At 72.5% G+C, this 24,937-nt stretch carries 25 protein-coding genes and 1 tRNA gene; 12 read left to right on the top strand and 14 right to left on the bottom strand.

The annotated features are described in order from the left end of the window. Window positions 1–3: 3 nt before the first annotated feature. Window positions 4–1,239, bottom strand: coding sequence for an NAD(P)/FAD-dependent oxidoreductase (locus tag ABME01_RS13520; RefSeq protein ID WP_353828950.1), 1,236 nt, complete (start codon window positions 1,237–1,239; stop codon window positions 4–6). A 112-nt stretch (window positions 1,240–1,351) separates the two neighbouring features. Here ABME01_RS13520 and ABME01_RS13515 point away from each other — a divergent pair, with 112 nt between their 5' ends. The 3 genes from ABME01_RS13515 to ABME01_RS13505 all read left to right on the top strand — a co-directional run bounded on the left by ABME01_RS13515 (window position 1,352) and on the right by ABME01_RS13505 (window position 4,344). Continuing rightward, a complete protein-coding gene (locus tag ABME01_RS13515; protein WP_353828949.1) occupies window positions 1,352–2,041 on the top strand; it encodes a response regulator transcription factor in 690 nt (229 codons plus the stop codon). Window positions 2,042–2,082: 41 nt separating this feature from the next. Beyond that, window positions 2,083–3,915: an ATP-binding protein gene (locus ABME01_RS13510; protein ID WP_353828948.1), complete on the top strand. Its 1,833-nt coding sequence runs from the start codon at window positions 2,083–2,085 to the stop codon at window positions 3,913–3,915. 138 nt (window positions 3,916–4,053) lie between these two features. Then, window positions 4,054–4,344 carry a WXG100 family type VII secretion target gene (locus ABME01_RS13505; RefSeq protein ID WP_353828947.1) on the top strand — a complete coding sequence of 97 codons (291 nt, stop codon included), beginning with the start codon at window positions 4,054–4,056 and terminating at the stop codon, window positions 4,342–4,344. A gap of 167 nt (window positions 4,345–4,511) precedes the next feature. Here ABME01_RS13505 and groL read toward each other — a convergent pair whose 3' ends face one another. From groL to ABME01_RS13485, 4 genes are all read right to left on the bottom strand, one after another. Beyond that, window positions 4,512–6,134 carry a chaperonin GroEL gene (groL, locus tag ABME01_RS13500; RefSeq protein ID WP_353828946.1) on the bottom strand — a complete coding sequence of 541 codons (1,623 nt, stop codon included), beginning with the start codon at window positions 6,132–6,134 and terminating at the stop codon, window positions 4,512–4,514. Window positions 6,135–6,319: 185 nt separating this feature from the next. Then, window positions 6,320–6,523, bottom strand: a complete 204-nt coding sequence (locus ABME01_RS13495; RefSeq protein WP_353828945.1) for a cold-shock protein — start codon at window positions 6,521–6,523, stop codon at window positions 6,320–6,322. Between the two features lie 223 nt (window positions 6,524–6,746). Beyond that, window positions 6,747–7,289, bottom strand: coding sequence for a LytR C-terminal domain-containing protein (locus ABME01_RS13490; protein ID WP_353828944.1), 543 nt, complete (start codon window positions 7,287–7,289; stop codon window positions 6,747–6,749). Window positions 7,290–7,314: 25 nt separating this feature from the next. Further along, window positions 7,315–7,584 carry a DUF3263 domain-containing protein gene (locus tag ABME01_RS13485; RefSeq protein WP_353828943.1) on the bottom strand — a complete coding sequence of 90 codons (270 nt, stop codon included), beginning with the start codon at window positions 7,582–7,584 and terminating at the stop codon, window positions 7,315–7,317. A 215-nt stretch (window positions 7,585–7,799) separates the two neighbouring features. Between ABME01_RS13485 and msrB the strand changes: the two genes are divergently transcribed. Next, entirely contained in the window at window positions 7,800–8,201 is a 402-nt protein-coding gene (msrB, locus tag ABME01_RS13480; protein ID WP_353828942.1) for a peptide-methionine (R)-S-oxide reductase MsrB, read from the top strand. Continuing rightward, window positions 8,198–8,755 carry a nitroreductase family protein gene (locus tag ABME01_RS13475; protein WP_353828941.1) on the top strand — a complete coding sequence of 186 codons (558 nt, stop codon included), beginning with the start codon at window positions 8,198–8,200 and terminating at the stop codon, window positions 8,753–8,755. Before msrB ends, ABME01_RS13475 begins: the two co-directional genes overlap by 4 nt. Here the strand turns inward: ABME01_RS13475 and ABME01_RS13470 are convergent. The 3 genes from ABME01_RS13470 to ABME01_RS13460 form a co-directional block, all read right to left on the bottom strand. Next, the gene (locus ABME01_RS13470; RefSeq protein ID WP_353828940.1) at window positions 8,739–9,845 is read right to left on the bottom strand and encodes a DMT family transporter; all 1,107 of its coding nucleotides are present in this window, start codon (window positions 9,843–9,845) and stop codon (window positions 8,739–8,741) included. The two genes, ABME01_RS13475 and ABME01_RS13470, sit on opposite strands and share 17 nt — an antisense overlap. Window positions 9,846–9,847: 2 nt before the next feature. Next, window positions 9,848–9,920: transfer RNA gene (locus ABME01_RS13465), tRNA-Thr, on the bottom strand. A 95-nt stretch (window positions 9,921–10,015) separates the two neighbouring features. Then, a complete protein-coding gene (locus ABME01_RS13460) occupies window positions 10,016–10,942 on the bottom strand; it encodes a DsbA family protein (RefSeq protein WP_353828939.1) in 927 nt (308 codons plus the stop codon). Window positions 10,943–11,195: 253 nt separating this feature from the next. Here ABME01_RS13460 and ABME01_RS13455 point away from each other — a divergent pair, with 253 nt between their 5' ends. The 3 genes from ABME01_RS13455 to ABME01_RS13445 all read left to right on the top strand — a co-directional run bounded on the left by ABME01_RS13455 (window position 11,196) and on the right by ABME01_RS13445 (window position 14,836). Next, window positions 11,196–12,296 (top strand): ABC transporter ATP-binding protein, encoded by a 1,101-nt coding sequence (locus ABME01_RS13455; RefSeq protein ID WP_353828938.1) that lies wholly within the window; start codon window positions 11,196–11,198, stop codon window positions 12,294–12,296. A gap of 76 nt (window positions 12,297–12,372) precedes the next feature. Then, window positions 12,373–13,689: a DUF4032 domain-containing protein gene (locus ABME01_RS13450; RefSeq protein WP_353828937.1), complete on the top strand. Its 1,317-nt coding sequence runs from the start codon at window positions 12,373–12,375 to the stop codon at window positions 13,687–13,689. Between the two features lie 241 nt (window positions 13,690–13,930). After that, on the top strand, window positions 13,931–14,836 hold the full coding sequence (locus ABME01_RS13445) for an alpha/beta fold hydrolase (protein ID WP_353828936.1): 906 nt from the start codon (window positions 13,931–13,933) through the stop codon (window positions 14,834–14,836). A 163-nt stretch (window positions 14,837–14,999) separates the two neighbouring features. Here ABME01_RS13445 and rlmB read toward each other — a convergent pair whose 3' ends face one another. Continuing rightward, window positions 15,000–16,013, bottom strand: coding sequence for a 23S rRNA (guanosine(2251)-2'-O)-methyltransferase RlmB (gene rlmB / locus ABME01_RS13440; RefSeq protein WP_353828935.1), 1,014 nt, complete (start codon window positions 16,011–16,013; stop codon window positions 15,000–15,002). Continuing rightward, on the bottom strand, window positions 16,010–17,434 hold the full coding sequence (gene cysS / locus ABME01_RS13435) for a cysteine--tRNA ligase (protein ID WP_353828934.1): 1,425 nt from the start codon (window positions 17,432–17,434) through the stop codon (window positions 16,010–16,012). The genes rlmB and cysS overlap by 4 nt, the downstream gene beginning before the upstream one ends. Window positions 17,435–17,568: 134 nt before the next feature. Here cysS and ABME01_RS13430 point away from each other — a divergent pair, with 134 nt between their 5' ends. The 3 genes from ABME01_RS13430 to ABME01_RS13420 are packed head-to-tail and all read left to right on the top strand — an operon-like array spanning window position 17,569 to window position 20,863. Then, window positions 17,569–18,153: a hypothetical protein gene (locus ABME01_RS13430; protein WP_353828933.1), complete on the top strand. Its 585-nt coding sequence runs from the start codon at window positions 17,569–17,571 to the stop codon at window positions 18,151–18,153. Between the two features lie 32 nt (window positions 18,154–18,185). Continuing rightward, window positions 18,186–20,216, top strand: coding sequence for a sensor histidine kinase (locus ABME01_RS13425; protein ID WP_353828932.1), 2,031 nt, complete (start codon window positions 18,186–18,188; stop codon window positions 20,214–20,216). Beyond that, window positions 20,213–20,863, top strand: coding sequence for a response regulator (locus ABME01_RS13420; protein ID WP_353828931.1), 651 nt, complete (start codon window positions 20,213–20,215; stop codon window positions 20,861–20,863). The genes ABME01_RS13425 and ABME01_RS13420 overlap by 4 nt, the downstream gene beginning before the upstream one ends. A 26-nt stretch (window positions 20,864–20,889) precedes the next feature. On the opposite strand, the gene ispD is transcribed toward ABME01_RS13420, so the two are convergent. Further along, the gene (ispD, locus tag ABME01_RS13415) at window positions 20,890–22,116 is read right to left on the bottom strand and encodes a 2-C-methyl-D-erythritol 4-phosphate cytidylyltransferase (protein WP_353828930.1); all 1,227 of its coding nucleotides are present in this window, start codon (window positions 22,114–22,116) and stop codon (window positions 20,890–20,892) included. A 158-nt stretch (window positions 22,117–22,274) separates the two neighbouring features. After that, entirely contained in the window at window positions 22,275–22,757 is a 483-nt protein-coding gene (locus tag ABME01_RS13410) for a CarD family transcriptional regulator (protein ID WP_067948714.1), read from the bottom strand. A 162-nt stretch (window positions 22,758–22,919) separates the two neighbouring features. Here ABME01_RS13410 and ABME01_RS13405 point away from each other — a divergent pair, with 162 nt between their 5' ends. Beyond that, window positions 22,920–23,381 carry a hypothetical protein gene (locus ABME01_RS13405; protein ID WP_353828929.1) on the top strand — a complete coding sequence of 154 codons (462 nt, stop codon included), beginning with the start codon at window positions 22,920–22,922 and terminating at the stop codon, window positions 23,379–23,381. A 103-nt stretch (window positions 23,382–23,484) separates the two neighbouring features. Here ABME01_RS13405 and ABME01_RS13400 read toward each other — a convergent pair whose 3' ends face one another. After that, a complete protein-coding gene (locus ABME01_RS13400) occupies window positions 23,485–24,165 on the bottom strand; it encodes a response regulator (RefSeq protein ID WP_353828928.1) in 681 nt (226 codons plus the stop codon). Continuing rightward, window positions 24,162–24,937, bottom strand: a 776-nt coding sequence (locus tag ABME01_RS13395) for a sensor histidine kinase (RefSeq protein ID WP_353828927.1), incomplete at its 5' end; no start/stop codon positions are given. The genes ABME01_RS13400 and ABME01_RS13395, both read right to left, overlap by 4 nt.

The following is a 24,937-nucleotide window of genomic DNA, read 5'->3' as shown; positions in this document are numbered from 1 at the left end:
CGATCACGCGGTGCCGCCGATCGAGGCCAGCGGCACCTCGGGGTCGGCGAGCGCCTCGGCACGCACCGGGGCCGACCCGCGGATGAGTCGCTGGACCTGGTCGTTGACGTCCCAGACGTTCACGTTCATGCCCGCCACGACCCGGCCGTCGCGGAGCCAGAACGCGATGAACTCCCTGGCCGCCAGGTCGCCGCGGACGACGAGTTCCGCGTCGTCGGCGAGCTCCCCGTATCCGGAGTACTCCATGCCGAGGTCGTACTGGTCGGTGTAGAAGTACGGGATCTCGTCGTACTCGAGCTCCTCTCCCGCGAGCACTCGGCCCACGGCACGACCGCTCGCATCGGCGTTCGCCCAGTGCTCGACGCGGAGGCGGTGCTCCAGCGTGGGGTTGAAGACGCTCGCGACGTCGCCGGCGGCGAAGATCCCATCGGCGCTCGTGCGGAACGCCGCATCGGTCGCGATGCCGTCCTCCACCGTGAGGCCGGCGGATTCCGCGAGCCCGACGTTCGGCTGCGCGCCGATGCCGACGATCACGAGGTCGGCGGGCACCTCCTCGCCCGTGCCGAGCACGACGCCGCGCACCCGCCCCCCGGCGCCCCGGATCGCGGAGACCGCGACCTCGGTGCGCACCTCGACGCCGTGCCCGCGATGCAGCTGCGCGAACATACCGCCGAGTTCGCGGCCGACCGCGCCGACCAACGGCGCCTCGCTGCGCCCGAGGACGGTGACGGCGTTCCCGAACCCGCGGGCGACCGCCGCGGATTCCATGCCGATCCAGCTCGAGCCGAGCACGACGACCTGCCGATCGCCCCCGCGCAGTGCCGTGCGCAGCCTGGTCGCGTCCGGCAGCGAGCGCAGCACGTGGACGCCGCGCAGGCCCGCGCCCGGACCCTCGAAGGGCCGCGGCGAGGCGCCCGTCGCCAGGAGCAGCCGGTCGTAGGAGACGTCATCGGCATCGGTGGCGATCCGCCGGGCCGCCGGGTCGAGGCGCGTCGCGCGAAGCCCCCTGCGGACGTCGACGTCGTGCTCGCGGTACCAGCGCGCCGGGAGCGGGTAGATCGCGCTCGACGGCTCGGTGCCCGCGAGGTAGCCCTTCGAGAGCGGCGGCCGCTCGTACGGCAGCCGGCGCTCCTCGGTCAGCACGACGATCTCGTCATCGGCTCCGGCCTCGCGCATGGACTCGACCGCGCGTGCGGCGGTGAGCCCGCCGCCGACGACCACCACTCGTTCGCGTCCCATGCGGCGAGTCTTCCACGGGGCGCGACCAGCGGCGACGGCTCAGGGCGTCCGCCCGCAGGGCGTTCGAGCAATTCCCAGCCAAGATTCAGCCCACGCGCAGCAGAATCGTTGCATGAGTGACGGACCCCGCATCCTCATCGTCGACGACGAGCCCAACATCCGCGACCTGCTGACCACGAGCCTGCGCTTCGCCGGCTTCGCGGTGCGGGCGGTCGCGAACAGCGCGCAGACCATCTCGGCCGTGCTCGAGGAGGAGCCCGACCTCATCATCCTCGACGTGATGCTGCCCGACATGAACGGGTTCGGCGTCACGAAGCGACTGCGCTCGGCCGGCTACACGGCGCCGATCCTCTTCCTCACGGCGAAGGACGACACCGAGGACAAGATCACGGGCCTCACGGTCGGGGGCGACGACTACGTCACGAAGCCCTTCTCCCTCGACGAGATCGTCGCCCGGATCCGCGCGATCCTGCGACGCACGATGCACGCGGAGGAGGATGCCGTCATCCGCGCCGGCGAGCTGACGATGGACCAGGACACGCACGAGGTGCTCGTCGGCGACGTGCCGGTCGAGCTGTCGCCGACCGAGTTCAAGCTCCTGCGGTACCTCATGCTGAACCCGAACCGGGTGCTCTCGAAGGCGCAGATCCTCGACCACGTGTGGGAGTACGACTTCAACGGCGACGCCGGCATCGTCGAGAGCTACATCTCCTATCTGCGGCGCAAGCTCGACCAGCACTCCTCAGAGCCGCTCATCCAGACCAAGCGCGGGTTCGGCTACATGCTGAAGGCGAAGTCGTAGCCCAGCCCCGGTACAGGGAGGCTGCGTAGACTCGGCCCGCCATGCACCAGACCCTCTCCGACCGCTGGAACCGGATCTCGCTCCGGACCAAGATCACGGGCGTGACCGTGCTCATGCTGACGGTCGGCCTGCTCGTCTCGGGCATCGGCACGGCGGCGATGCTGAGGTCGTACGTCGAGTCGCAACTGGAGACCAAGCTCGAGACGATCGCCTCGAGCAAGATCTACGAGTACCTCTCGCGAGACGCCGACGGGGCGTCCGGCGGCGGCGACCCGGGCTCGTTCGACTTCGCGACCTCCGACGACGTCTTCGTCGCCATCTACGACCCCAGCACCGGCGGGTTCCTCGATCACAACTGGGGCACGCGCGATCCGTCGAGCTACCCCCTGATCCCCGGACGGCTGACGCAGGCCGACGTCTTCGAGCAGAACGCCAGCGGCGGCTACCGCGTGTTCTCGCTTCCGGATGCGAACGGCGACCTCACCTTCCGCGGCGTGTACGCGATCATGAGCGCCGACGACCGCGGCGGCTACGCGCCGATCCTCATCGCGATCTCGTCGCAGGACACCGAGCGGCTGCTGGCCGCGTACCTCACGATCTTCCTCGGCTTCGGCATCGGCGTCGTCCTGGTCGGCGCGCTGCTGACGCGCATGCTCGTGACGTCGACGTTCACGCCCCTCCGTCAGGTCGAGGACACGGCCGCCGCGATCGCCGACGGCGACTTCGGCCAGCGGCTCGGCGGCGCGACGCCGAACACCGAGGTGGGCCGCCTCAACCGCTCACTGAACACGATGCTGAACCGCATCGACCGGGCGTTCCCCGACCGTGCGCGCACCATCGAGCAGATGCGGCGCTTCGTGGGCGACGCGTCGCACGAGCTGCGCACCCCGCTGGTGTCGGTGCGCGGATACGCCGAGCTCTACCGGATGGGCGCGCTCCAGAACCCGGAGGACGTCGGGCAGGCGATGGACCGCATCGAGAAGGAGGCGATCCGCATGGGCGGGCTCGTCGAGGACCTCCTCGCACTCGCCCGCCTCGACGAGGCCAAGCCGCTCGACCTCGCCGAGGTCGACCTGGTGCCGCTGGCACGCGATGCCGCGCTCGACGCCATGGCGGCCAACCCCGGCCGCACGGTCACCGTGATCGCCCCTGAGGCGATCGCGACGGGCGCGACCGCAGTCCTGCCCGCCGATGTCGAGGTCGACCTCGACTCCGCTCCCGCGCGGGCGTCCGGGCCCATCGCCTTCGCCGGAGCCACCCTGGCCCGCCTCAGGGGTCGTCGGCCGGCCGACGACGTCGCCGGCAACGGCGACGGCGGGTCGGCGCCGCGAGCGCCCCGCCGCGCCGGACGTGGTGCGCGCGCCAGCACGGCCGCGAACGGGCCGGCGACGGCCGCCGCCGAGACCGCGGTCCCGGTCGTCGCGACCTCCGCGGCGGGCCCGGCGGACGCCGACGACTCCGTGACCGTGCCCGTTCGACGCGCGGTGGTGCTCGCCGAGGAGAACAAGATCCGCCAGGTCATCACCAACCTGATGGGCAACGCGATGCGCTTCACGCCGGAGGACAGCCCGATCGAGATCCGCGTCTCGGTGGAGGACGACACCGAGCGCGCGATGCTCGAGATCGTCGACCACGGCGAGGGCATCCCGCCGCAGATCCGCGACAAGATCTTCCAGCGCTTCTGGCGCGCCGACACGTCCCGCGCGCGCGAGACCGGGGGCTCGGGGCTCGGGCTCGCGATCGTCTCGTCGATCGTCGCGGCGCACAACGGCCACGTCGACGTCGTCGAGACGCCGGAGGGCGGCGCGACGTTCCGCGTCTCGCTGCCGCTCGCCGGTTCCTCCGCGGCGCCGCAGCCCGTCCGGCACGACTGACTGGCCGTCGCCCCTCCTCCACAGCTGGCTCGCGGCGCGGTGCGACGGTCCCGCCCCGGCGCGCCGCCGCGGGGTTCGGCCGTTGCGCCTAGCCTCGCGTCGACGCGGCAGCGCACCGCGAGGAAGGACGGATGGCGGATGACGAGGTACCAGGTCGACAGCGAGCAGGTGCTCGCCGCGACACAGGGCGTGCGCGGCACGATCGGCAGGATCCAGTCGGAGGTGGGCGCGCTGCTCGCCCAGCTCACCGGACTGCAGGCGGTGTGGACCGGCCAGGCGTCGGCGTCGTTCCAGGCCGCCGTGGCCGACTGGCGGCAGACGCAGCAGCACGTCGAGCAGAGCCTGGCCGGGCTGAACCAGTCCCTCGGCGCGGCAGCGGCGCACTACGCCGATGCCGAGCAGGCGAGCGCCCGGTTGTTCCTGCGCTGAGCGGCACGATCGCCGGGCGGCCGGAGCCCTGTCGCGGACCTCCGCCGCCGGGCGGCCGGAGCCGGGCCGCGGACGTCCGCGCACGACGAAGGGCGCCTCCCGGAGGGGGCGCCCTTCGCGCGTTGGTGCGACCGCGGCCGCGGAGCGGGCCGGAGCCCGCGGCGGACTCAGAAGTCCATGCCGCCCGTGGGGTCGGCCGGAGCCGCGGCAGCGGCCTTCTCCGGCTTGTCGGCGACGACGGCCTCGGTGGTGAGGAAGAGGCCGGCGATCGACGCGGCGTTCTGCAGCGCCGAGCGGGTGACCTTCGCCGGGTCGATGATGCCCTGGGCGATGAGGTCGCCGTACTCGCCGGTCGCGGCGTTCAGGCCGTGGCCGGCCGGGAGCTCCGAGACCTTGTTCGCGACGACGCCCGGCTCGAGGCCGGCGTTGAGTGCGATCTGCTTGAGCGGCGCCTCGATGGCCACGCGGACGATGTTCGCGCCGGTCGCCTCGTCGCCCACGAGCGAGAGGGTCTCGAACGCCTTCGCGCCGGCCTGGATGAGGGCCACGCCACCACCGGCGACGATGCCCTCCTCGACGGCGGCCTTCGCGTTGCGGACGGCGTCCTCGATGCGGTGCTTGCGCTCCTTGAGCTCGACCTCGGTGGCCGCGCCCGCCTTGATGACGGCGACGCCGCCGGCGAGCTTGGCGAGGCGCTCCTGGAGCTTCTCGCGGTCGTAGTCCGAGTCGGTGTTGTCGATCTCCGAACGGATCTGGGCAACGCGGCCCGCGATCTGGTCGGGGTCGCCGGCGCCCTCGACGATGGTCGTCTCGTCCTTGGTGATGACGACCTTGCGGGCCTGGCCGAGCAGGTCGAGGGTGGCGTTCTCGAGCTTGAGTCCGACCTCCTCCGAGATGACCTGGCCGCCGGTGAGGATCGCGATGTCCTGGAGCTGGGCCTTGCGGCGGTCGCCGAAGCCCGGAGCCTTGACGGCGACCGACTTGAAGATGCCGCGGATCTTGTTCACGACGAGCGTGGCCAGGGCCTCGCCGTCGACGTCCTCGGCGATGATCAGGAGCTGCTTGCCCGACTGGATCACCTTGTCGACGATCGGCAGCAGGTCCTTGATGTTCGAGATCTTCTGGTTGGCGATGAGGATGTACGGGTCCTCGAAGACCGCCTCCTGGCGCTCCGGGTCCGTGACGAAGTACGCCGACAGGTAGCCCTTGTCGAAGCGCATGCCCTCGGTCAGCTCGAGCTCGGTGCCGAACGTGTTCGACTCCTCGACCGTGACGACGCCCTCCTTGCCGACCTTGTCGATCGCCTCGGCGATGATCTCGCCGATCTGCTGGTCGGCGGCCGAGATCGAGGCGGTCGCCGCGATCTCGTCCTTCGTCTCGATCTCCTTCGCCGCGCCGAGGAGTTCCTCGGAGACGGCGGAGACGGCCTTCTCGATGCCGCGCTTGAGGGAGATGGGGTCGGCACCGGCGGCCACATTGCGCAGGCCCTCGCGGACGAGCGCCTGGGCGAGCACGACCGAGGTGGTGGTGCCGTCACCGGCGACGTCGTCGGTCTTCTTCGCGACCTCCTTGACGAGCTCCGCGCCGATCTTCTCGTACGGGTCGTCGAGCTCGATCTCCTTGGCGATCGACACGCCGTCGTTCGTGATCGTGGGGGCGCCCCACTTCTTCTCGAGCACGACGTTGCGGCCGCGCGGGCCGAGGGTCACCTTGACCGCGTCGGCGAGCGTGTTCAGGCCACGCTCGAGGCCGCGGCGGGCCTCCTCATCGAAAGCAATGATCTTTGCCATGTGTGTCTCTCGTCCCTTCCGGACGTCATGAAAGATTCCAAGGGGTTAGCACTCAGAACGAGTGAGTGCTAGATCGATTCTGGCACTCACCCGCGGAGAGTGCAAGCGAGCGCACCCCCACGAGACCACGCACGGACATGCGGAAGCGCCGCCGGGGTGACCGGCGGCGCTTCCGACCGTTCGGATCAGGCGGGGCGGACGGCCTCGGCCTGGGGACCCTTGGCGCCCGTGCCGACCTCGAAGGTCACCTGCTGGCCCTCCTCGAGGACCTTGTACCCCGACATGTCGATCGCGGAGTAGTGGACGAAGACGTCCTGCCCTCCGCCGTCGACGGTGATGAATCCGTATCCCTTTTCAGCGTTGAACCACTTGACGGTTCCGTTCGCCATGCGTTGCTCCCATGTTGCCGTGTATCGAGTCAGCACGTGCCTTCGGCGGTACCGGGCGGTCGTCGTGCCGACGTCGACGTCGGGGACCGGCGTCGGGTGCTCACACGGGGTAGTCGAGCCGCCGATTCCAGATAGCCATGCGATCGCACCGCTGCACAAGAGTCCGGCCGCCGCGAATGGTCGCAGAATGGCAACGATTCGAGCGGAGCCGACTCGCCCGGGCTCAGCCGGCGCCGGGCGCCGGGTAGTCGGACCCGAGTACGACGACGATCTGCATGCCCTCCTGGCCGAACTCCTCCGAGAGCCGGACGTCGCCGACAGGGAGCTGCTGCAGGACGCCGCGCGCCGCGCCCTCCAGGTCGGCCGAGCCGTAGTAGACGACCGTCTGCTCGATGTCGGAGGCGTCGGCGTTCGACGTGACGCCGACCGAGACGCCGGCGCCGGACAGCAGCTCTCCGACGCTCGCCGCGAGCCCGCTCGTCGTGGTGCCGTTGAGGACGGCGACCGTCACGTCGGGCGCCACGGTCGGCTCGGCCGTCGGACCCGGCTCGGGCGCGGCCGCCGAGGGCAGCGCGTCGTCGAAGTCGAGCCGCTGGTTGTAGGCCGCCACGGCCGCGATCCCGGCGCCGGCCAGCACGACCGTCGCGAGCGCCGCCCAGGCGACGGCGACCCACCGGCGCCCTCGCCGCTCGGGCGCGCGATGCGCGCCGACCCGGTCCATGCCGTGCGGGATGGAGTCGAATCGGTCGCGGGGGAACTTCTGCACCTGGGTTCCAGTCGGTCGGGGGCGCTCAGGCGAGCGGCCGGGCGGTCGGGAACGTGCGGCGCGAACGCGTCTGCGCGCGTGCCGCCCGTTGGCGCTGCAGGCGCCCGACGAGCATCGGATCGTACCGGAGCGCGGCGGGCGAGTCGACGAGGGCGCCGAGGAGCCGATAGTACCGGGCCGCCGAGATCCCCAGCTCCTCGCGGATCGCGTCGGCCTTGCGGGCCGGATCCCGCCAGGCCCGGGACTCGAAGGCGAGGATGGCGCGTTGCGCGTCGTCGAGGCCGTCGCCGTCCACGCTTGCTCCTCCCGACGTCGAGATCGTGGTCACATCCTAGGGATGCGGGCCCGCGAGCCCGACGCACAGCGCGGCGCGGCCGCCATCCGGACCCGCGCGTCGCTCGGACGGTCGACGCGTGCACGCCGCGGGAACACCGCGTCCGGGCGCCGCGTTGCATCGGAGGCGGCATCCGCCTGCGACGATGGATGCTGCCCGAACGCACGAGGAGAACCATGTCCTACCAGGTGAACAAGTCCGACGACCAGTGGCGCGACGAACTCGGCGACGAGCGATACTCCGTCCTGCGCGAGGCCGCGACCGAGCGCCCGTGGACGGGCGAGCTGCTCGACGAGGAGCGGGCCGGCATCTACGCCTGCGCCGGCTGCGGCAACGAGTTGTTCAAGTCGGGCACGAAGTTCGACTCCGGCTGCGGCTGGCCGAGCTTCTACGAGTCGGTGCGCGCCGAGGCGGTCGAACTGCTCGAGGACGTCTCGCTCGGGATGGTGCGGACCGAGGTCCGCTGCGCGCAGTGCGGCTCGCACCTCGGTCACGTCTTCCCCGACGGATTCGGGACTCCCACGGGCGACCGCTACTGCATGAACTCGATCGCGCTCGACTTCACGCCCGAGCCGTGACGGAACGGAGCGTCCGCGGGGCGATCCGAGCACGTCGGTCGTGGCCGCGGGTGACCGACGCGGCGCCCAGCGACGCCGAGCTGGCCGAACTGCTCTCGGCGGCCGCCGGCGTCGCCGATCACGCCGCCCTGTCGCCGTGGCGCGTGATCGCGTTGCGCGGCGACGCCCGCCGCCGGCTCGGGGCCGCGCTCGTGGAGGCCTCCGGCGCTGAGGGGACCGCGGCCGAGCGGATGGCGGCGAAGCCGCTGCGCGCGCCGCTGCTGCTCGCGCTCGTCGCCGCACCCCGCCCCCACCCGAAGGTCCCGGAGTGGGAGCAGGACGCCTGCGCCGCCGGCGTCGGCCACATGCTCCAGCTGCTGCTCGACGATGCGGGATGGGGCGTCATGTGGCGCACCGGGCCGCACACGCGGCACCCGGCGATCGCCCGGATGCACGGCCTGGCCGAGCACGAGCGACTCCTCGGCTGGCTCTACGTCGGGGGCCGCCTCGAGGCCGACCGCCCGGACCGCCGTTCCGCGGACCGCGCGGCGAACCGGCTCAGCGTCCTCGACTGACCTCGGCGGCGACGGCGCGCGTCGGCGCCGTCGAGGTCTCGGCGGCCTGCCCCACGAGGTGGCGCGCGGGTCGCCAGTGGATGCCGGCGAGCACGACCGCCACGAGCGCGAGCACCGTGCCGCCCACCGTCTCCAGTCCGACCGGCCGCCCCGACGTCGGCAGGAGCAGGTCGAGCGCGAGCGCCGCAGCGAGCTGACCGGCGACCAGTCCGAGCGCCAGGACGAGGACCCCGACCCGGCGGACGAGCACCGCCTGCGCGGCGATGAACACGCATCCGATGGCGCCGCCCGAGTACAGCCACGGATCGACCGGGAACCGCGTCGGCCACCCGACGACCGCCGCGCGGACGAGCATGACGAGCACGAGCACCGCCGTGCCGACGAGGAAGTTCAGCAGCGTCGCCGCGAGCGCGCTCGACGACGCGGTGCGGACCCGGCCGTTCATGGCCTGCTGCCATGCCGCCCCGATGCCGCCGGCGAACGGCAGCACCATCAGCCAGAACGGCACCGCGCCGGCCAGCTGCGCCGAGACGGCCCATCCGATCGCCGCCATGGCCAGCACCACCCCGGCGATGCGCGTCGGGCTGAGCGGCCGCCGGCCGCCGGGACCGAGGCCGATCGCGTCGAACACGACGCCGCCGAGGGTCTGCCCTGCGACGATCGCGACGGTGAACAGGGCCACGCCGAGCACGCCCGCCGCGAGACCCTGCGTGGTCACGAACCACGCGCCGGCGAGACCGCCGAGGAGCATCCACCACCGCAACGCCCGGGTGCGCACCGCCTCGCGCAGCCGGCCGAGCCCGCGCCGTCCGCCCGGCCAGGTCGCCGCGATGACCGCCAGGATCGCCAGGCCCGATCCGAACGAGATCGCGGCGGCGACCGAGACGTCGTCGAGCCGTCGTGCGAGCTCGCCGTTCACGCGCGACTGGAGCGCCACCAGTCCTCCGGAGACCACGACCAGGAGGATCGCCACCCACATCGGGACCACGGCGGGCTCGGCATGGGCGTGACGGTGCGCGGACCCTCCGGCCGCGGGCGCGACGAACTGGGGATCCTGGGTCGCTGCCGACGGACCCGGTGCTCTCGACATCGAGCCGGCTACGGGACTCGAACCCGTAACCACCGCTTTACAAGAGCGGTGCGCTACCAATTGCGCCAAGCCGGCATGTGGACTGCAGTCATCCTACCGAGGCCCGATGGGGCACGCACGACGGCGGCCCGACCCCACGGGGCCGGGCCGCCGGTCGACGCGAACCGAGGCTAGCCGGCCTCGGGCGTCGGGCTCGGGGTCGGGGTCGGGGTCGCCTCCGACTCCGAGTAGCTCTCACCGGTCGCCTGGAGCACGAACGCCTGGAACTCGGCCGGGTCCTCGAGCGAGCCGACGTACTGGCGGCCGTTCACGAGCACGGTCGGGGTGCCGGTGACCGAGGCCAGGTCGGAGTTGGGGATGGGCTGCGTGAGCGCACGCTCCGTCGCATCCTGCACCCAGCTCTTGAACGTGACGTCGTCGATGCACTGCTCGACCGACGAGGCCGCACCGGCCTGCAGCGCGAGCTCGGCGATCTCGTCGTTGGTGAGGCCGGGGGTGAGCTCCTCGGGCTGGTTCTCGAACATGAGCGAGTTGAAGTCGAAGAACGCCTCGGGCGAGAGGTCGGCCACGCACGCCGCGGCGTTCGCGGCACGCAGCGAGTACTGCGTGCCCGCGCTCTTGTTGGTGAGGATGGCGATCGGGTGCACCTGGAGGGTGGCCGCACCCTGCTCGACCATCGTGCGCATGGTGTTCGAGTTCGTCGTCTCGAACTGGCCGCAGAACGGGCACAGGTAGTCGACGTAGACGACGATGTTCGCGATCGTGCCGCTCTCGTCGGGCTCGGCGGGCGTGGGCTGGCCCCCGGCCTCGATCGCCGGCGTCTCCACGGGCTCGATGCCATCCTCGCCGCCGACGAGCAGGATGCCGTCGCTGGCCATGTTGCGGGGCCCGGGACCCTCGGGCTGCACGCTGTTGAAGATGAGTCCGCCGATCAGGGCCGCGACCGCGAGGATCGCGACGACCACGCCGCCCTGGAGCAGGAGTCGGTTGCGGCGGTCCCGCTTCTTCTGCTCCTCCCGGAGAGCCCGTGCCTTCTCGCGCGCGGCCTCCCGTCGCTGGTTACGGGTGGGACGGGGTTCTGATCCGCCAGTGCTCATCGATGGTCAACTCCGGGTCGCTGTGAGGGCGCGCGTGGGTGCAGGCGCACGCAGGGTCGAGTGTAGGAGCGATCACTGGGAATCGTCCAAACGACGCCCGGGAGCGCGCCGGTCGCCGGCTCCGAGGCGCCGCTGCCCCGCCGGGGCCCTCGCGGGCGCATGGCATACTGGTGGGGCGTCGACACGGAAGTCGGCGTTTCCATTCACTACGGATCGTCCGGCACGTACCTGCCGGTGAAGGAGAAGCAGAACCATGGCGTCAGTCACGTTCGACAAGGCCACCCGCCTCTACCCGGGTGGCACCCGCCCCGCGGTCGACCAGCTCGACCTCGAGATCGCCGACGGGGAGTTCCTCGTCCTGGTCGGTCCCTCCGGCTGCGGAAAGTCCACGTCCCTCCGCATGCTCGCGGGCCTCGAAGAGGTCAACGACGGCAACATCTTCATCGGCGACCGCAACGTCACCGACGTGCCGCCGAAGGACCGCGACATCGCGATGGTGTTCCAGAACTACGCGCTGTACCCCCACATGACCGTCGCCGAGAACATGGGCTTCGCGCTCAAGATCGCCGGCGTCGGCAAGGAGGAGCGCGCCGCCCGGGTGCTCGAGGCGGCCAAGCTGCTCGACCTCGAGCCCTACCTCAACCGCAAGCCGAAGGCCCTCTCGGGCGGCCAGCGCCAGCGCGTCGCCATGGGCCGCGCGATCGTGCGCCAGCCCCAGGTCTTCCTCATGGACGAGCCGCTGTCGAACCTCGACGCGAAGCTGCGCGTGCAGACCCGCACCCAGATCGCCTCGCTGCAGCGCCGCCTCGGCGTCACGACGGTCTACGTCACGCACGACCAGACCGAGGCGCTCACCATGGGCGACCGCATCGCGGTGCTGAAGGACGGCGTCCTGCAGCAGGTCGGCACGCCTCGCGAGCTCTACGAGCGGCCGGCCAACGTCTTCGTCGCGGGCTTCATCGGCTCGCCGGCGATGAACCTCTTCCACGCGCCGATCGCCGACGGCGGCGTCGCGTTCGGCCAGACGGTCGTGCCGATCGAGCGCGACGCGCTCGACGCGGCGTCGGGCCAGGTCGTCACGGTCGGCGTCCGTCCGGAGGACATCCAGGTGTCGACCACCGCCGGCGATGGCCTCGAGGTGAAGGTCGACCTCGTCGAGGAGCTCGGCGCCGACGGCTACCTCTACGGCCACGCCGAGATCGAGGGCAAGCGCACCGACATCGTCGCGCGCGTCGACGGCCGCACGCACCCGTTCGCGGGCGACACCGTCTACCTGCTCCCGACGCCGAAGCACGTGCACGTGTTCGACGCCGAGTCGGGCGAGCGCCTGCTCAAGGAGGCCGTCGTCAGCTGACCGGAACCGGTCGTCACGAAGCCGGTCGGGCCGCGGGCCCGGCCGGCTTCGTCGTCCACGGGTACGCTGTCCCGTGATGAGCGGCACACTCTCGATCACGTCGGCCATGACCGATCCGGCACTGCTGGACCTCCCCTGGGACCTCCCCCTCGAGGCCTGGCCCAGCGAGGCGATCGCCGCGCTGCCCAAGGGCATCTCCCGGCACCTGGTGCGATTCGCCCACCTCGGCGGGCACGTCGTGGCCATCAAGGAGACCACGGCGGAGATGGCCCGGGGCGAGTACGAGATGCTTCGCACGCTGCAGCGCCTCGAGGTCCCGTGCGTCGAGCCCGTCGCGGTGATCACCAACCGGACGGACTCCGACGGCGCCGCGCTGGCTCCCGTGCTCGTCACGAGGCACCTGCGGTTCTCGCTGCCCTACCGGGCGCTGTTCTCCCAGACGCTCCGGCCCGATACCGCGACCCGCCTCGTCGACGCGCTCGCGCTGCTGCTCGTGCGGCTGCACATCATCGGCTTCTTCTGGGGCGACGTGTCGCTCTCGAACACGCTCTTCCGGCGCGACGCCGGCGCGTTCGCCGCGTACCTCGTCGATGCCGAGACCGGCAAGCTCTACGAGGGCGGCCTCTCCAACGGGCAGCGCGAGAACGACCTCGAGATCGCCCGCGTGAACATCGCCGGCGAACTGCTCGACCTCGAGGCGGGCGGCCGCGTGGCCGACGAGCTCGACCCCGTGCGCATCTCCGACGGCATCGTCGACGCCTACCGCAACCTCTGGAGCGAGCTCACCGGCAGCGAGTCGTTCGGCGTCACCGAGCGGTGGCGCATCAACGAGCGGGTGAACCGCCTGAACGACCTCGGCTTCGACATCGAGGAGCTCGCGATCCGCACCGACTCGTCGGGCACCACGCTCCGGATCCAGCCGAAGGTGGTCGACGCCGGTCACCACCAGCGCCGGCTCCTGCGGCTGACCGGACTCGACGCCGGCGAGAACCAGGCGCGCCGCCTCCTCAACGACCTCGACTCGTACCGTGCCGCCTACCGGCCGCAGGAGGACGAGGAGATGGTCGCCCACGAGTGGCTCATGCGCGTGTTCGAGCCCGTCATCCGGGCCGTCCCGCAGGAGCTCCGAGGCAAGCTCGAGCCCGCCGAGATCTTCCACCAGATGCTGGAGCACCGCTGGTACATGGCGCAGCGCGAGGGTCGCGACATCCCGCTCGCCGAGGCGCTCACCGCGTACATCAACGACGTGCTCCGTCACCGCCGCGACGAGGCGACCGTGATCGGGCCGCCGACCGAGGCGCTCACCGCGGCGCTCCCGTCGGTCGCCCCCGACACGGCCGCGGTCCCGGTGCACGACCCCGACGACGAGGGCGACTGGCGGCTCAAGGTCTGAGACCGGGGAGCTCGCGGTCGATGGCACGGCGCGTGCGTCCGCGCGGCGAAGATCTCCGACGGGCGTTCGACCGCTACGCGGAGTCCGTCGATCGCCTGGCCGGGTCGGTGAGCGCCGGGTCGTGATCGGTTCGAGGTCGGCGCGCTCCTGCTGCGCGATCCGGTCGGCGATCCGTCATTGACGCCCCGATTCGCGAAATCTACTATGACCGTAGTAGCCATCGGGCTTGGAGGGGGTCGTCATGGCCATACCCGAGCGACACCTCACTCCGATCGACGCCGCGGCATGGTCGCCGCCGCTGCCGCAGGCCCCCGGCTTCGACCACTTCGTCGTCACGACGCCCGGCCTTCGTACGCACGTCGCCGCGATCGGCGCAGGCGAACCCGTGATGCTGTTGCACGGGTTCCCCCAGCACTGGTGGCAATGGCACGCCATCGCGCCGGTCATCGCCGCACGGGGCTACCGCGCGTACTGCCCTGACCTGCGGGGAGCCGGCTGGACGACGGCCGACGATCCTCGCATCGAACGCGAGAGCCGGCTGCGCGACCTGCTCGCCCTCCTCGATGCGCTCGACATCGAGCGCATGCACCTCGTGTCCCACGACATGGGCGTGATCACTGCCGTGCAGATGACCTACGACCACCCGGAACGGGTTCGAACGGCGGTGCAGCTCTCCGTACCCCCGGCCTTCATCACATTCAGCCCCAAGGTCGCCCCGGCCTTCCGGCACCTGCCCCCGCACTTCTGGCACCGCCCCGGCGCCTCACTCCGCGCGACGTTCTCCGAGGAGTTCGTCGCCCATCCGATGCCGCCGCACGTCGTCGACGCCCATCTCGCCCCGATGCGCCGCCGCGACATCGACGACGCGGTGCGTCCGCTCTTCCGCGGCATGGCGCTCCCCGAGGCGATGCGCATGGCCCGCGGCGTCTACCGCCGGCGGAGGCTCACGGTACCGACCCTCGTCGTGCTCGGCCGACCCGGTCATCCCTGGACCGAGGAGATCATCGGGCGCGTCTGCCGGCATCCGGAGCGGTACGCCGATCGCGTCGAGTTCGCCTACGTCGATGACGCGGCGCACTTCATCACCGACGACGCCCCCGCCGCGGTCGCCGACCTCGCGATCGACTGGTTCGAACGAGCCGCCTGATCCGGACCGGTCGAGCCACGCGTGCCGGTGGTACGCGATCGCCTACGTTCACCCGACGCCCCGGACGCCGTGCGGAGACTGACGCGGGGAAGGCACCCCGCGTTCCGCCTGAAGCGCTGACCCGCGCCCGGGCCCGGACGCGGCCGGAGCCGGCGAGCCCCGGCTACTCGGCCGCGGCGCGCAGGCGCGCGATCTCGTAGAGCGTCACGGATGCGGCGATGCCCGCGTTCAGCGACTCGGTCGCCGAGGAGATCGGGATCGAGACCACTGCGTCGCACGTCTCGGTCACGAGGCGCGAGAGCCCCTTGCCCTCGGACCCGACCACGATCACCACGGGCCGGTCGGCGAAGTCGAGGCCCGGCAGGCTCACGTCGCCGTCGCCGTCGAGGCCGAGCACGAACACCCCGCGCTCCTTGAGCGCCTTGAGCGTCTGCGTGAGGTTCGACGCCATCGCCACGGGGACCCGGGCGGCCGCGCCGGCGGACGTCTTCCACGCGGCGGCGGTGACCCCGACCGAGCGGCGCTGCGGCACGATGACGCCCTGGCCGCCGAAGGCGGCGGTCGAGCGGATGATGGCGCCGAGGTTGCGCGGATCGGTGACGCCGTCGAGCGCGACGAGCAGCGGGGTCTCCCCCGACTCGAGGACCTCGTCGAGCAGGTCGACCGGGTGCGCGTAGTCGTACGGCGGCACCTTGATGGCGACGCCCTGGTGCACCGCACCCTCGCCGGCGAGGCGGTCGAGCTCCGGCCGCATGACCTCGAGGACCGGGATGCCACGGCTCGTGGCGATCTTCAACGACTCCTTGACGCGGTCGTCCATCTCGATGCGCGCGGCCACGTAGAGCGTCGTCGCGGGGATGCGGGTGCGCAGCGCCTCGACGACGGAGTTGCGGCCCGAGAGGATCTCGGACTCGTCGCCCGACTTCGCGCGCCGCGCCGCGCCCGAGGCGCCGCGCGGAGCGCCCGGGCGCTGCACGTTGCGTCCGCCCGAGCGTGCGGCGGCGCGCTCGGCGGCCGCCTTCTTCTTGTAGGCCTGGTGGTACGGGCGGTCCTCGGCCTTCGGCGTGGGGCCCTTGCCCTCGAGCGCCTTCCGGCTGTGGCCGCCGGTGCCGACCTGCTTGCCCTTGCCCTTCTTGCGCACGGCCCCCGACCGCGACTTGCCGCTGCTGCCCTTCATGAGGTGAGGCTCCAATGCGTTCCGGTCTGACTGTCTTCGATGGTGATGCCGGCATCCGCGAGCTCGGCGCGGATGCGATCGGCGGAGGCCCAGTCCTTCGCGGCGCGCGCCGCGCGCCGGTCCTCGATGAGTCGGGCGACGAGCGCGTCGAGGGCGGATGCCGCGGGGCCCGCGTCCGTCGCCCACAACGCGTCGGTGGGATCGATGCCGAGCACGCGCACCATGGCGAGCACCTGCCCGCGCAGGGCCGCGGCAGCGCCGAGGTCCTCGCCGTCGAGCGCCTGGTTGCCGGCGCGCACGGTCTCGTGGAGCACGCCGAGCGCCTGCGGTACGCCGAGGTCGTCGTCCATGGCCTCCGCGAAGGCGTCGGGCCACGTGGCATCCGCCCCCTCGTCGGCGTACCGGGTCCCCGCGAGACGACGGTCGACGCGGGTGAGGAAGGTCCGGATGCGATCGACCGCGGCCTCGGCCTCGGCGAGGGAGTCCGGCGTGTAGTCGAGGATCGAGCGGTAGTGCGCCTGCCCGAGGAAGTAGCGCACGGCGAGCGGCGAGGCGAGGCTCGTGAGCTCGTGCGCGTACACCGAGTTGTGCAGCGACTTCGACATCTTCTGCCCGCCGACGTTCACGAGCCCGTTGTGCACCCAGTAGCGCGCGAAGGCATCGCCCGCGGCCGTGGTCTGGGCCAGCTCGTTCTCGTGGTGCGGGAAGCGCAGGTCGAGCCCGCCGCCGTGGATGTCGAACTCGGCGCCGAGGTAGCGCGCCGCCATGGCGGAGCACTCGATGTGCCATCCGGGCCGACCGGCGCCCCATGGCGAGTCCCACCCGGCGGAGACCGGCTCGGTGGCCTTGCGGCCCTTCCAGAGCGCGAAGTCCCGGGGGTCGCGCTTGCCGCGCGGGTCGCTGTCGGCGGCCGCCTCCATGTGGTCGCGCGATTGGCGCGTGAGCTCGCCGTAGGCGGGCCAGCTGGAGGTGTCGAAGTAGACGTCGCCCGATCCGTCGGGCGCCGGGTAGGCGTGGCCGAGGTCGATCAGCCGCTGGATGAGCTGCTGCATCTGCGTGACGCTCGCCGTCGCGCGGGGCTCGTACGTGGGCGCCAGGATGCCGAGCGCATTGTAGGCCGCGGTGAACTCGAGCTCGACGCGGTAGGCGAGCGACCACCACTGCTCGCCGATGCCGGCCTCGGCGGCGGCGTTCAGGATCTTGTCGTCGATGTCGGTGACGTTGCGCACGAAGGTCACGCGGTACCCCCGCGCGGTGAACCAGCGCCGCATGATGTCGTAGGCCAGCGCACTGCGGAGGTGGCCGATGTGCGGGCTCGACTGCACGGTCGGACCGCAGACGTACATGCCGACGTGCCCCTCCTCGAGGGGCACGAAGTCTCGCAGCGCCTGGGCCTTCGAGTCGTGGAGTCGCACGGTCACCCGTCAAGCGTACCGGCCGCCCGGGATCCGGGACGGGCGCCCGACCCGGCGGGATGCCTCGAGCGCGACCCTTCTCCCGACGGGTCGTTCGACCGGACGGATCCGGTCCCCGTCGCCTCGGAAGGAGCACGACCATGTCCATCGACCACCGCCCGCGCGACTCCGCCTCCACGGACGCCGCCGTCCCCGTCACGGAGCGCTCGACGGCACGCCGTCGCGCCCTAGCCCGATCGGCGGCCTGGATCGCGGTCGCCCTGTACGCCGCGCAGTTCGCCGTCGGCGCCGCCGCAGCTCTGGGCGGCTTCGACATCGACGATCACGCCCAGGGCCTCGGCGCCGCGTCGGAGGGCCTCGGCGGCCTCGCGTTCGTCGCCGGCGCCGTCGCGCTCGCCGTGCTCGCCCCCCGCGGCGCGCGGCTGGCCGCGTGGCTGCCGGCGGTCATCGGGCTCGGTGCGTCGGGCGGCACCATGGCCTGGGTCGCGGCCACCGGGATCGAGCCGCCCGTCGAGCTGTTCCTCGCCGAGGTGTCGCTCACCGCGATCGGCCTGGTCGTCGTCGGCGTGCTCGGCGCCCTCCGCCGCCGGGTCTGGCCGTGGTGGGTCGGGATCGCCGTCGCCCTGCTCATCCCGGTCATGTTCCTGGTGCCCGCGAACTCGATCCCGCTCGCCCTCGCCTGGACCGCGGTCGCGCTCACGGCGCGCCCGGTTGGACGGTCCTGACCCCCATGCCGACCCGTGGATACACTGCGGCCATGGCGCCCGGCCGAGAGCGACCCGCGCGACGCGCGGCGAGTCGCGTCGCGATCTCCCTCGTCGCGGTCGCGGTCGCGGCATCCGGCACCGTCACCCTCTACTCGATCCCCGCCGTCTGGCGCGCGCGCACTGCCGTCTGCGAGCCGGAACGGTGCCCGCTCGGCTCGCTCGGGGAGGATGCGGCGGCGCGGCTTCCGGGGCTCGGGATCGGGATCCACGGGTACGTCGCCGTCGGACTCGTGTCGTCGCTCCTCGTCGCCGCCGCCTGCCTCGCCGCGGCCGCCTTCCTGCTGCGAGGCGCCGCGGCGAGCCCGGAGCCGCGCGGGGCGATCACGGCCGCCGCAGCACTCACCGCGATCTCCGTCGGGTTCCCGCAGCTCGTGCCGGCACTGGTCGCCGAGCATCCGGCCCTCTGGTGGGCGGGTGCCCTCGTCGACGCATCCATCGTGCTGCTGGTCTGGTGGGTGGCGTCGTTCCCCGACGGGGTGGTCCGCGGGTGGTGGGGACGGGCGCTCGTCGTCGCCGGGTGCGCCTGGACGATCCTCTCAATCGGGGTATCCGCGACCGGTGAGGTGGGGCCGGTGGTCCCGGTCGCCACCGGGGTCGTCGTCGTGCTGGTCATCACGACCCTCGTCGCGAACATGGTCACGGGCGATCGCGAGCGACGACGCCTCACGGCGGGCACCGCCGCGGCCCTCGGGTCCGCCTTCGCGGCCCTCGGCATCGCCGCCGCGCTGCAGGGATCGGGCCTGGCTCCGACCGGCGGCGCGGTCGACCTGGCACTGCAACCGGTCCTGGTCACGGCGTTCCTCGCCATCCCGGTCGCCATCGCGTCCGCCGTGCTGCGCAATGGCCTGTGGGCCGAAGCGGCGCCCGTCACGCGGGTCGTCGCCGCGGCCGCCACCGCTCTGGCGGCGGTCGCGATCTACGTCATCGGGGCGCTCGGCCTCGCGGCCGCAGGCGCGGAACCCGCGGTGGCGTTCGCGCTCCCCGCCGCACTGCTCGGCATCGTCCTGCCGTGGGTCGACCGCGTCTCCCTGCGGGTGGCCCGGCGAGCACTCACCGGCAGCGACCTCGACCGGCGACGCCTGCTCGCGGAACTCGGATCGGGGCTCGCGCTGGCCGCCACGCCATCCCTCGCGCCCGACGTCGTGGCGGGCTCGATCGCCGAGGCGCTCGGGCTTCGCGGAGCCGCGATCGAGGTCGGAGACGAGTCCGGCGAGCACGCGGACGGGCTCGCCGTGCCACTCGTGCACGCCGGTCGACTCGAGGGCCGGCTGGTGCTCGAGCCGCGCCGTCCCGGCGAGCGCCTCGACTCGGCGCAGTCCGAGGCACTCGAACCCGTGTGCGCGCAACTCGCCGCCGTGCTCCACGGGCGCCGGCTGGCGCGCGAGCTCGACCGGTCGCGCCGTGCGCTGCTGGCCGCACGCGAGGACGAGCGGCGGCGCATCCGGGACGACCTGCACGACGAGCTCGGTCCGACGCTCGCCGCGGCGACGCTGACCCTCGGGGCGGCCGAGCGCGAGGCCGCACACGATCCCGGCGCCGCGGTCCACCTCGTCGGGGAGGCGCGGCAGCAGGTGACCCACGCCGTCGACGACGTCCGACGCATCGTCCGGGGGCTGCGCCCGCCGGCGCTCGACGACATCGGCCTGGTGGGCGCCGTCCGCGCCTACGCCGACGCAATGACCGGACCCGTGCGCGTGGAGGTGAAGGGGACCACGCCCGCGCTCTCCGCGGCGACGGAGGCGGCCGCGTACGCGATCGCGCTCGAGGCCATCTCCAACGCCGTCCGCCATTCCGGCGGATCGCGGTGCACCGTCTCGCTGGAGTTCGACGCCGGCCAGCTCGTCCTCCGCGTCGCCGACGACGGGCATGGTCCCGGCACCGGCGGGGTCGGCGTGGGCAGCGAGTCGATGGCGCGTCGTGCGCGCGAACTCGGCGGACGCCTGGAGGTCTCGGGCGGCACGACCGGGACGACCGTGGTGGCCCGCATCCCGGGCGCGGCGGTCGGCGTGGAGGCGCCGTGACCGAGGTGATCCGGGTCGCGATCGCCGACGACCACGCGCTCTTCCGGCAGGGCGTCCGGGCGATGCTCGCCGCCGTCGCTGACCTCGACCTGGTCGCCGAGGCCGAGGACGGCGAGGACGCCGTCCGCCTCGCCGTGACCGAGGCCCCGGACGTCCTCCTGCTCGACATCCGGATGCCGCGCCGCAGCGGCATCGACGCCCTCGGTGCGATCCGCGCACGTGCGCCCGGCGTCCGCATCGTCATGCTCACGATGGTCGACGACGACGAGGCGGTCGCGGCCGCCCTCCGCGAGGGTGCCGTCGGCTTCGTGCTCAAGGGCGCCGATCCTGACGAACTGGTCCGCGTCGTCCGCGCGGCCGCGCGCGGGGAGATGCTGCTCGGCGCCGGCATCGCGCCGCGGGCGGTGGCGCTCCTGCAGCCCGCAGGCGGTCCGTGGCGGCCGCCCCTTCCCGAGCTGCGCGAACGGGAGCGCGAGGTGCTCGACCTGCTCGCCGCGGGCCACGATCCGGCCGGGATCGCCCGTCGGCTGCACCTGAGCGTGAAGACCGTGCGGAACGTGCTCGCCGGAATCCCCGCCCGGCTGGGCGTGTCGACCAGGGACGAGGCGATCCGGCGGGCGCGGGCCGCGGGGCTCGGCCGTGGATGACAGGCCGTGCTCGGCCGTGCCTCGGCTCAGGCCGGGAGGATGCTCGCCGTCGCGAGTGCGGTGACGCCCTCGCCTCGGCCGGTGAAGCCGAGGCCGTCGGTCGTGGTGGCGGCGACGCTCACCGGCGCCCCGACGATCCGCGTCAGCGCGGCCTCGGCCTCGGCCCGCCGCGGGGCGAGCTTCGGGCGGTTGCCGATCACCTGCACCGACACGTTGCCGACGCGCCACCCCGCCTCGGCGAGACGCCGCACGGTCTCGACGAGGAACACCTCGCCGTGGGCGCCCGAGAACCTCGGGTCGTCGGTGCCGAACATCCCGCCGATGTCCCCGAGTCCGGCGGCCGCGAGCAGCGCGTCGCAGATGGCGTGCGCGACCGCGTCGCCGTCGCTGTGGCCCGAGAGTCCGCGCTCACCGGGCCACTGCAGGCCGGCGAGCCGGAGGGGGGTGTCGGCGTCCTCGGCGAACGCGTGCACGTCGACGCCGGTGCCCACCCGTGGAGCCGGTGCGTGCGGGGGCAGGGCCCGATGCGCCGCCCGCTCGGCGGCCGCGGCACCGGTGCCGCCGCGGGCGGCCACGAGCTGCTCGGCCCGATCGAGGTCGGAGGGCACCGTGATCTTGAACGCCCGCGCATCGCCGGGGACGACATCGACCGGCACGCCCGCCTCAGCGACGAGGGCGGCGTCGTCGGTGAAGTCCGCCGCGGCGCCGGCGTACGCCGACTCGAGCACCTCGCGGGGGAAGCCCTGCGGCGTCTGCATCGCGGCGAGCTCGGACCGGTCGACGGTCTCGAGGATCCGACCCTCCCCGTCGACGCGCTTGACGGTGTCGACCACGGGCAGGCCGGGAACGATGCCGTGCCCGCGCGCCTCGACCGCGGCGGCGACCTCGTCGAACACCGCGGCGGGCGCGAGCGGGCGCGCCGCATCGTGCACGAGCACGATCTCGGTCTCGCGGGGCAGCTCGGCGAGGCCCCGCGCCACCGACTCCTGCCGGGTCAGCCCGCCGGCGACGACCGCGAAGCCGGCGGAGACGGCGAGCGCTCGGGACTCGTAGCGTCGTCGCACCTCGTCGACCCGCTCGGCCGGGGCGACGACCACGACGTGCGGTGCGTCGCGCATGCCGAACACGGCATCCAGCGCCACCCCGAGGATGGTGTCGCCGCCGAGCGGCACGAGCGCCTTGGGCTCGGCGTGCCGGAGCCTGGTGCCGCTGCCGGCGGCGACGACGATGACGGCCACGGTGGAGTCGTTCACGTCTCCACCGTAGTCCCGCCGTGCGAACCCGACCGGCCCGTCTCGTCGACGTCCGATCACCCGCGAACGGACGCCCGGGGCGGTCGTGGACGATGCCCGGACACGACGATCGCCGCCGGGCCGGGGGCCGCGGCGGCGATGGTCTGCTGCGTCGAGCGCTAGGAGGCGAGCACCTCGTCGAGCACCGTCGAGGCCTGCTCCTCATCGGTCTTCTCGGCGAGCGCGAGCTCCGAGATCAGGATCTGGCGTGCCTTGGCGAGCATGCGCTTCTCGCCGGCCGACAGGCCGCGGTCCTGGTCGCGGCGCCACAGGTCGCGCACGACCTCCGACACCTTGATGACATCACCCGAGGCGAGCTTCTCGAGGTTCGCCTTGTAGCGACGCGACCAGTTGGTCGGCTCCTCGGTGAAGGGGGCGCGCAGCACCTCGAAGACCTTGTCCAGGCCCTCCTTGCCGATCACGTCGCGCACGCCGACGAGGTCGACGTTCTCGGCGGGGACCTCGATGACGAGGTCACCCTGCGTGACGTTCAGCTTGAGGTAGAGCTTCTCTTCGCCCTTGATGATTCGTTTCTTGACTTCGACGATCGTTGCGGCACCGTGGTGGGGGTAAACGACGGTCTCGCCAACCTCAAAAAGCATGAATAGACGTCCTTTCGGCAACTTTCAGGATATCACACCGAGGTAGTGCTAAGGTTCCGCCTCCGCTCCCCGAGGCCGCCGTCGCCGTAGGCTACACTCGACTCGATCCCACGCGCGCCGGGGCTCATTCCGCTGCGCGCACGCTCGTCCCTTGGAGGTCCTGTGAAGGCGCGTCTCGCGGCATCCGTCGCCCTGGCTCTCGGCATCGCCATCGGCGGCAGCGGGTGCGCCATGCTGACCTACCAGGCGACGACCGAGAAGTACGACGCGAGCGACGGCGTCTCCGCCGACCTCGGCGCGCTCGACGTGCGCAACGTGCTCATCGTGAGCGACGACGGCGTCGAGGGCAACCTCGTGATGTCGGTGACCAACACCGGCGACGACGACGAGACGCTCGAGGTGGAGCTCGTCGATGGCGGCGACACGTTCGAGGTCGACGTCGACGCGGGCGAGACCGTCTCGCTCGGCACCGAGGAGGAGGAGCCGCTGCTCATCGAGGACCTCGACGCCGAGGTCGGCGGCCTCGTCGAGGTGTACCTCCAGGCCGGCAGCGCCGAGGGCGTCCAGATCAACGTCCCCGTCCTCGACGGTCGCCTCCCCGAGTACGAGGACCTCGTCCCGTAAGGGCGATCCCCACGCTTCCGAGAGCGGATGCCGCGGCGCGAGCCGGGGCATCCGCTCTTCTCGTTCGCGGCGCAGCGCCGGGTGGGCCGCCGCCGGGCGCCCGCTACGCCTCGAAGCGGTAGCCGAGCCCTCGCACGGTCACCAGCTGGATCGGCTCGGACGGCGTGACCTCGATCTTCGAGCGGATGCGCTTGATGTGCACGTCGAGCGTCTTGGTGTCGCCGAAGTAGTCGCTCCCCCAGACGCGGTCGATGAGCTGCCCGCGCGTCAGCACGCGGCCGGCGTTGCGCATGAGCAGCTCGAGCAGCTCGAACTCCTTCAGCGGCATCGCGACGGCCTCGCCCTCGACCTCGACCGTGTGCCGGTCGACGTCCATGCGCACGCGGCCGGCCTCGATGATCGCCTCGTCGAGGTCGTCGGGCTCGGTCCGGCGGCGCAGCACCGCCCGGATGCGGGCGAGGAGCTCCCGCGTCGAGTAGGGCTTCGTGACGTAGTCGTCGGCGCCGAGTTCGAGCCCCACCACGATGTCGACCTCGGAGTCCTTGGCGGTCAGCATGATGACCGGCACGCTCGAGCGCTGGCGGAGCTCGCGGCACACCTCGGTACCGGGCATGCCCGGGAGCATGAGGTCGAGCAGGACGAGGTCGGCGCCGTCGCGGTCGAACGCGGCGACCGCGGCCAGGCCGTCGGCCGCCACCTCCACCTCGTAGCCCTCGCGCTCGAGCAGGAAGCTCAGCGGGTCGCTCAGCGCGATCTCGTCCTCGACGAGCAGGATGCGGGTCACTCTCGGTCTCCTCCGGATGATGCGGCGGGAAGTGCCGCCGCGATGCGGGTCTTGGCGTCCTCGCCGACGGGCTCGGACGCGTGGGGCTCGGCGTCGACGTCGGCCGGGGCGGGCTCGCGCGGGATGGGCTGCTCGGCGAGCGGAAGCCGGATGGTGAAGGTCGACCCGCGCCCCGGGCGGGACCAGACCCGCACGTCGCCGCCGTGGTTCTGCACGGTGTGCTTGACGATCGAGAGTCCGAGCCCGGACCCGCCGGTGTTGCGCGAGCGCGCCTGGTCGACGCGGTAGAAGCGCTCGAACACCCGTTCCGCGTCGTCGAGCGCGATGCCGATGCCCTGGTCGGCGACCGAGATCTCGACGGCGTCGTCGTCGACGATCACGCCCACGCCGACCCGGCCGCCCTCGTTGGAGTACGAGATGGCGTTGGAGATCAGGTTGTGCAGGGCCACCACGAGCAGCGCCTCGTCGCCGTACACCTCGGACCGGGACTTCGCGCGCACCGCGACCTCGACGCCCTTGGCGGCGGCGACGACGCGGTTCTGGTCGACGGCGGCCGCGACCACTCGGTCGACGTTCACGAGCTCGTCGCGGCGCAGCGCATCGCGCGCCTGCAGCCGGCTCAGCTCGATGACCTCGCTCGTGATGTGGGCGAGCCTCGTCGACTCGATCCCGAGGCGATCGGCGAAGCGACGGACCTGGTCGGGTTCGTCGGCGGCGTGGTCGAGGGCTTCGGCGAGCAGGCTGACCGACGCGATGGGCGTCTTCAGCTCGT

Source organism: Agromyces litoreus (assembly GCF_040496015.1).
In the GTDB taxonomy this organism is placed as follows: Bacteria; Actinomycetota; Actinomycetes; order Actinomycetales; family Microbacteriaceae; genus Agromyces; species Agromyces litoreus.
This window is presented reverse-complemented; position numbering and strand designations above follow the sequence as displayed.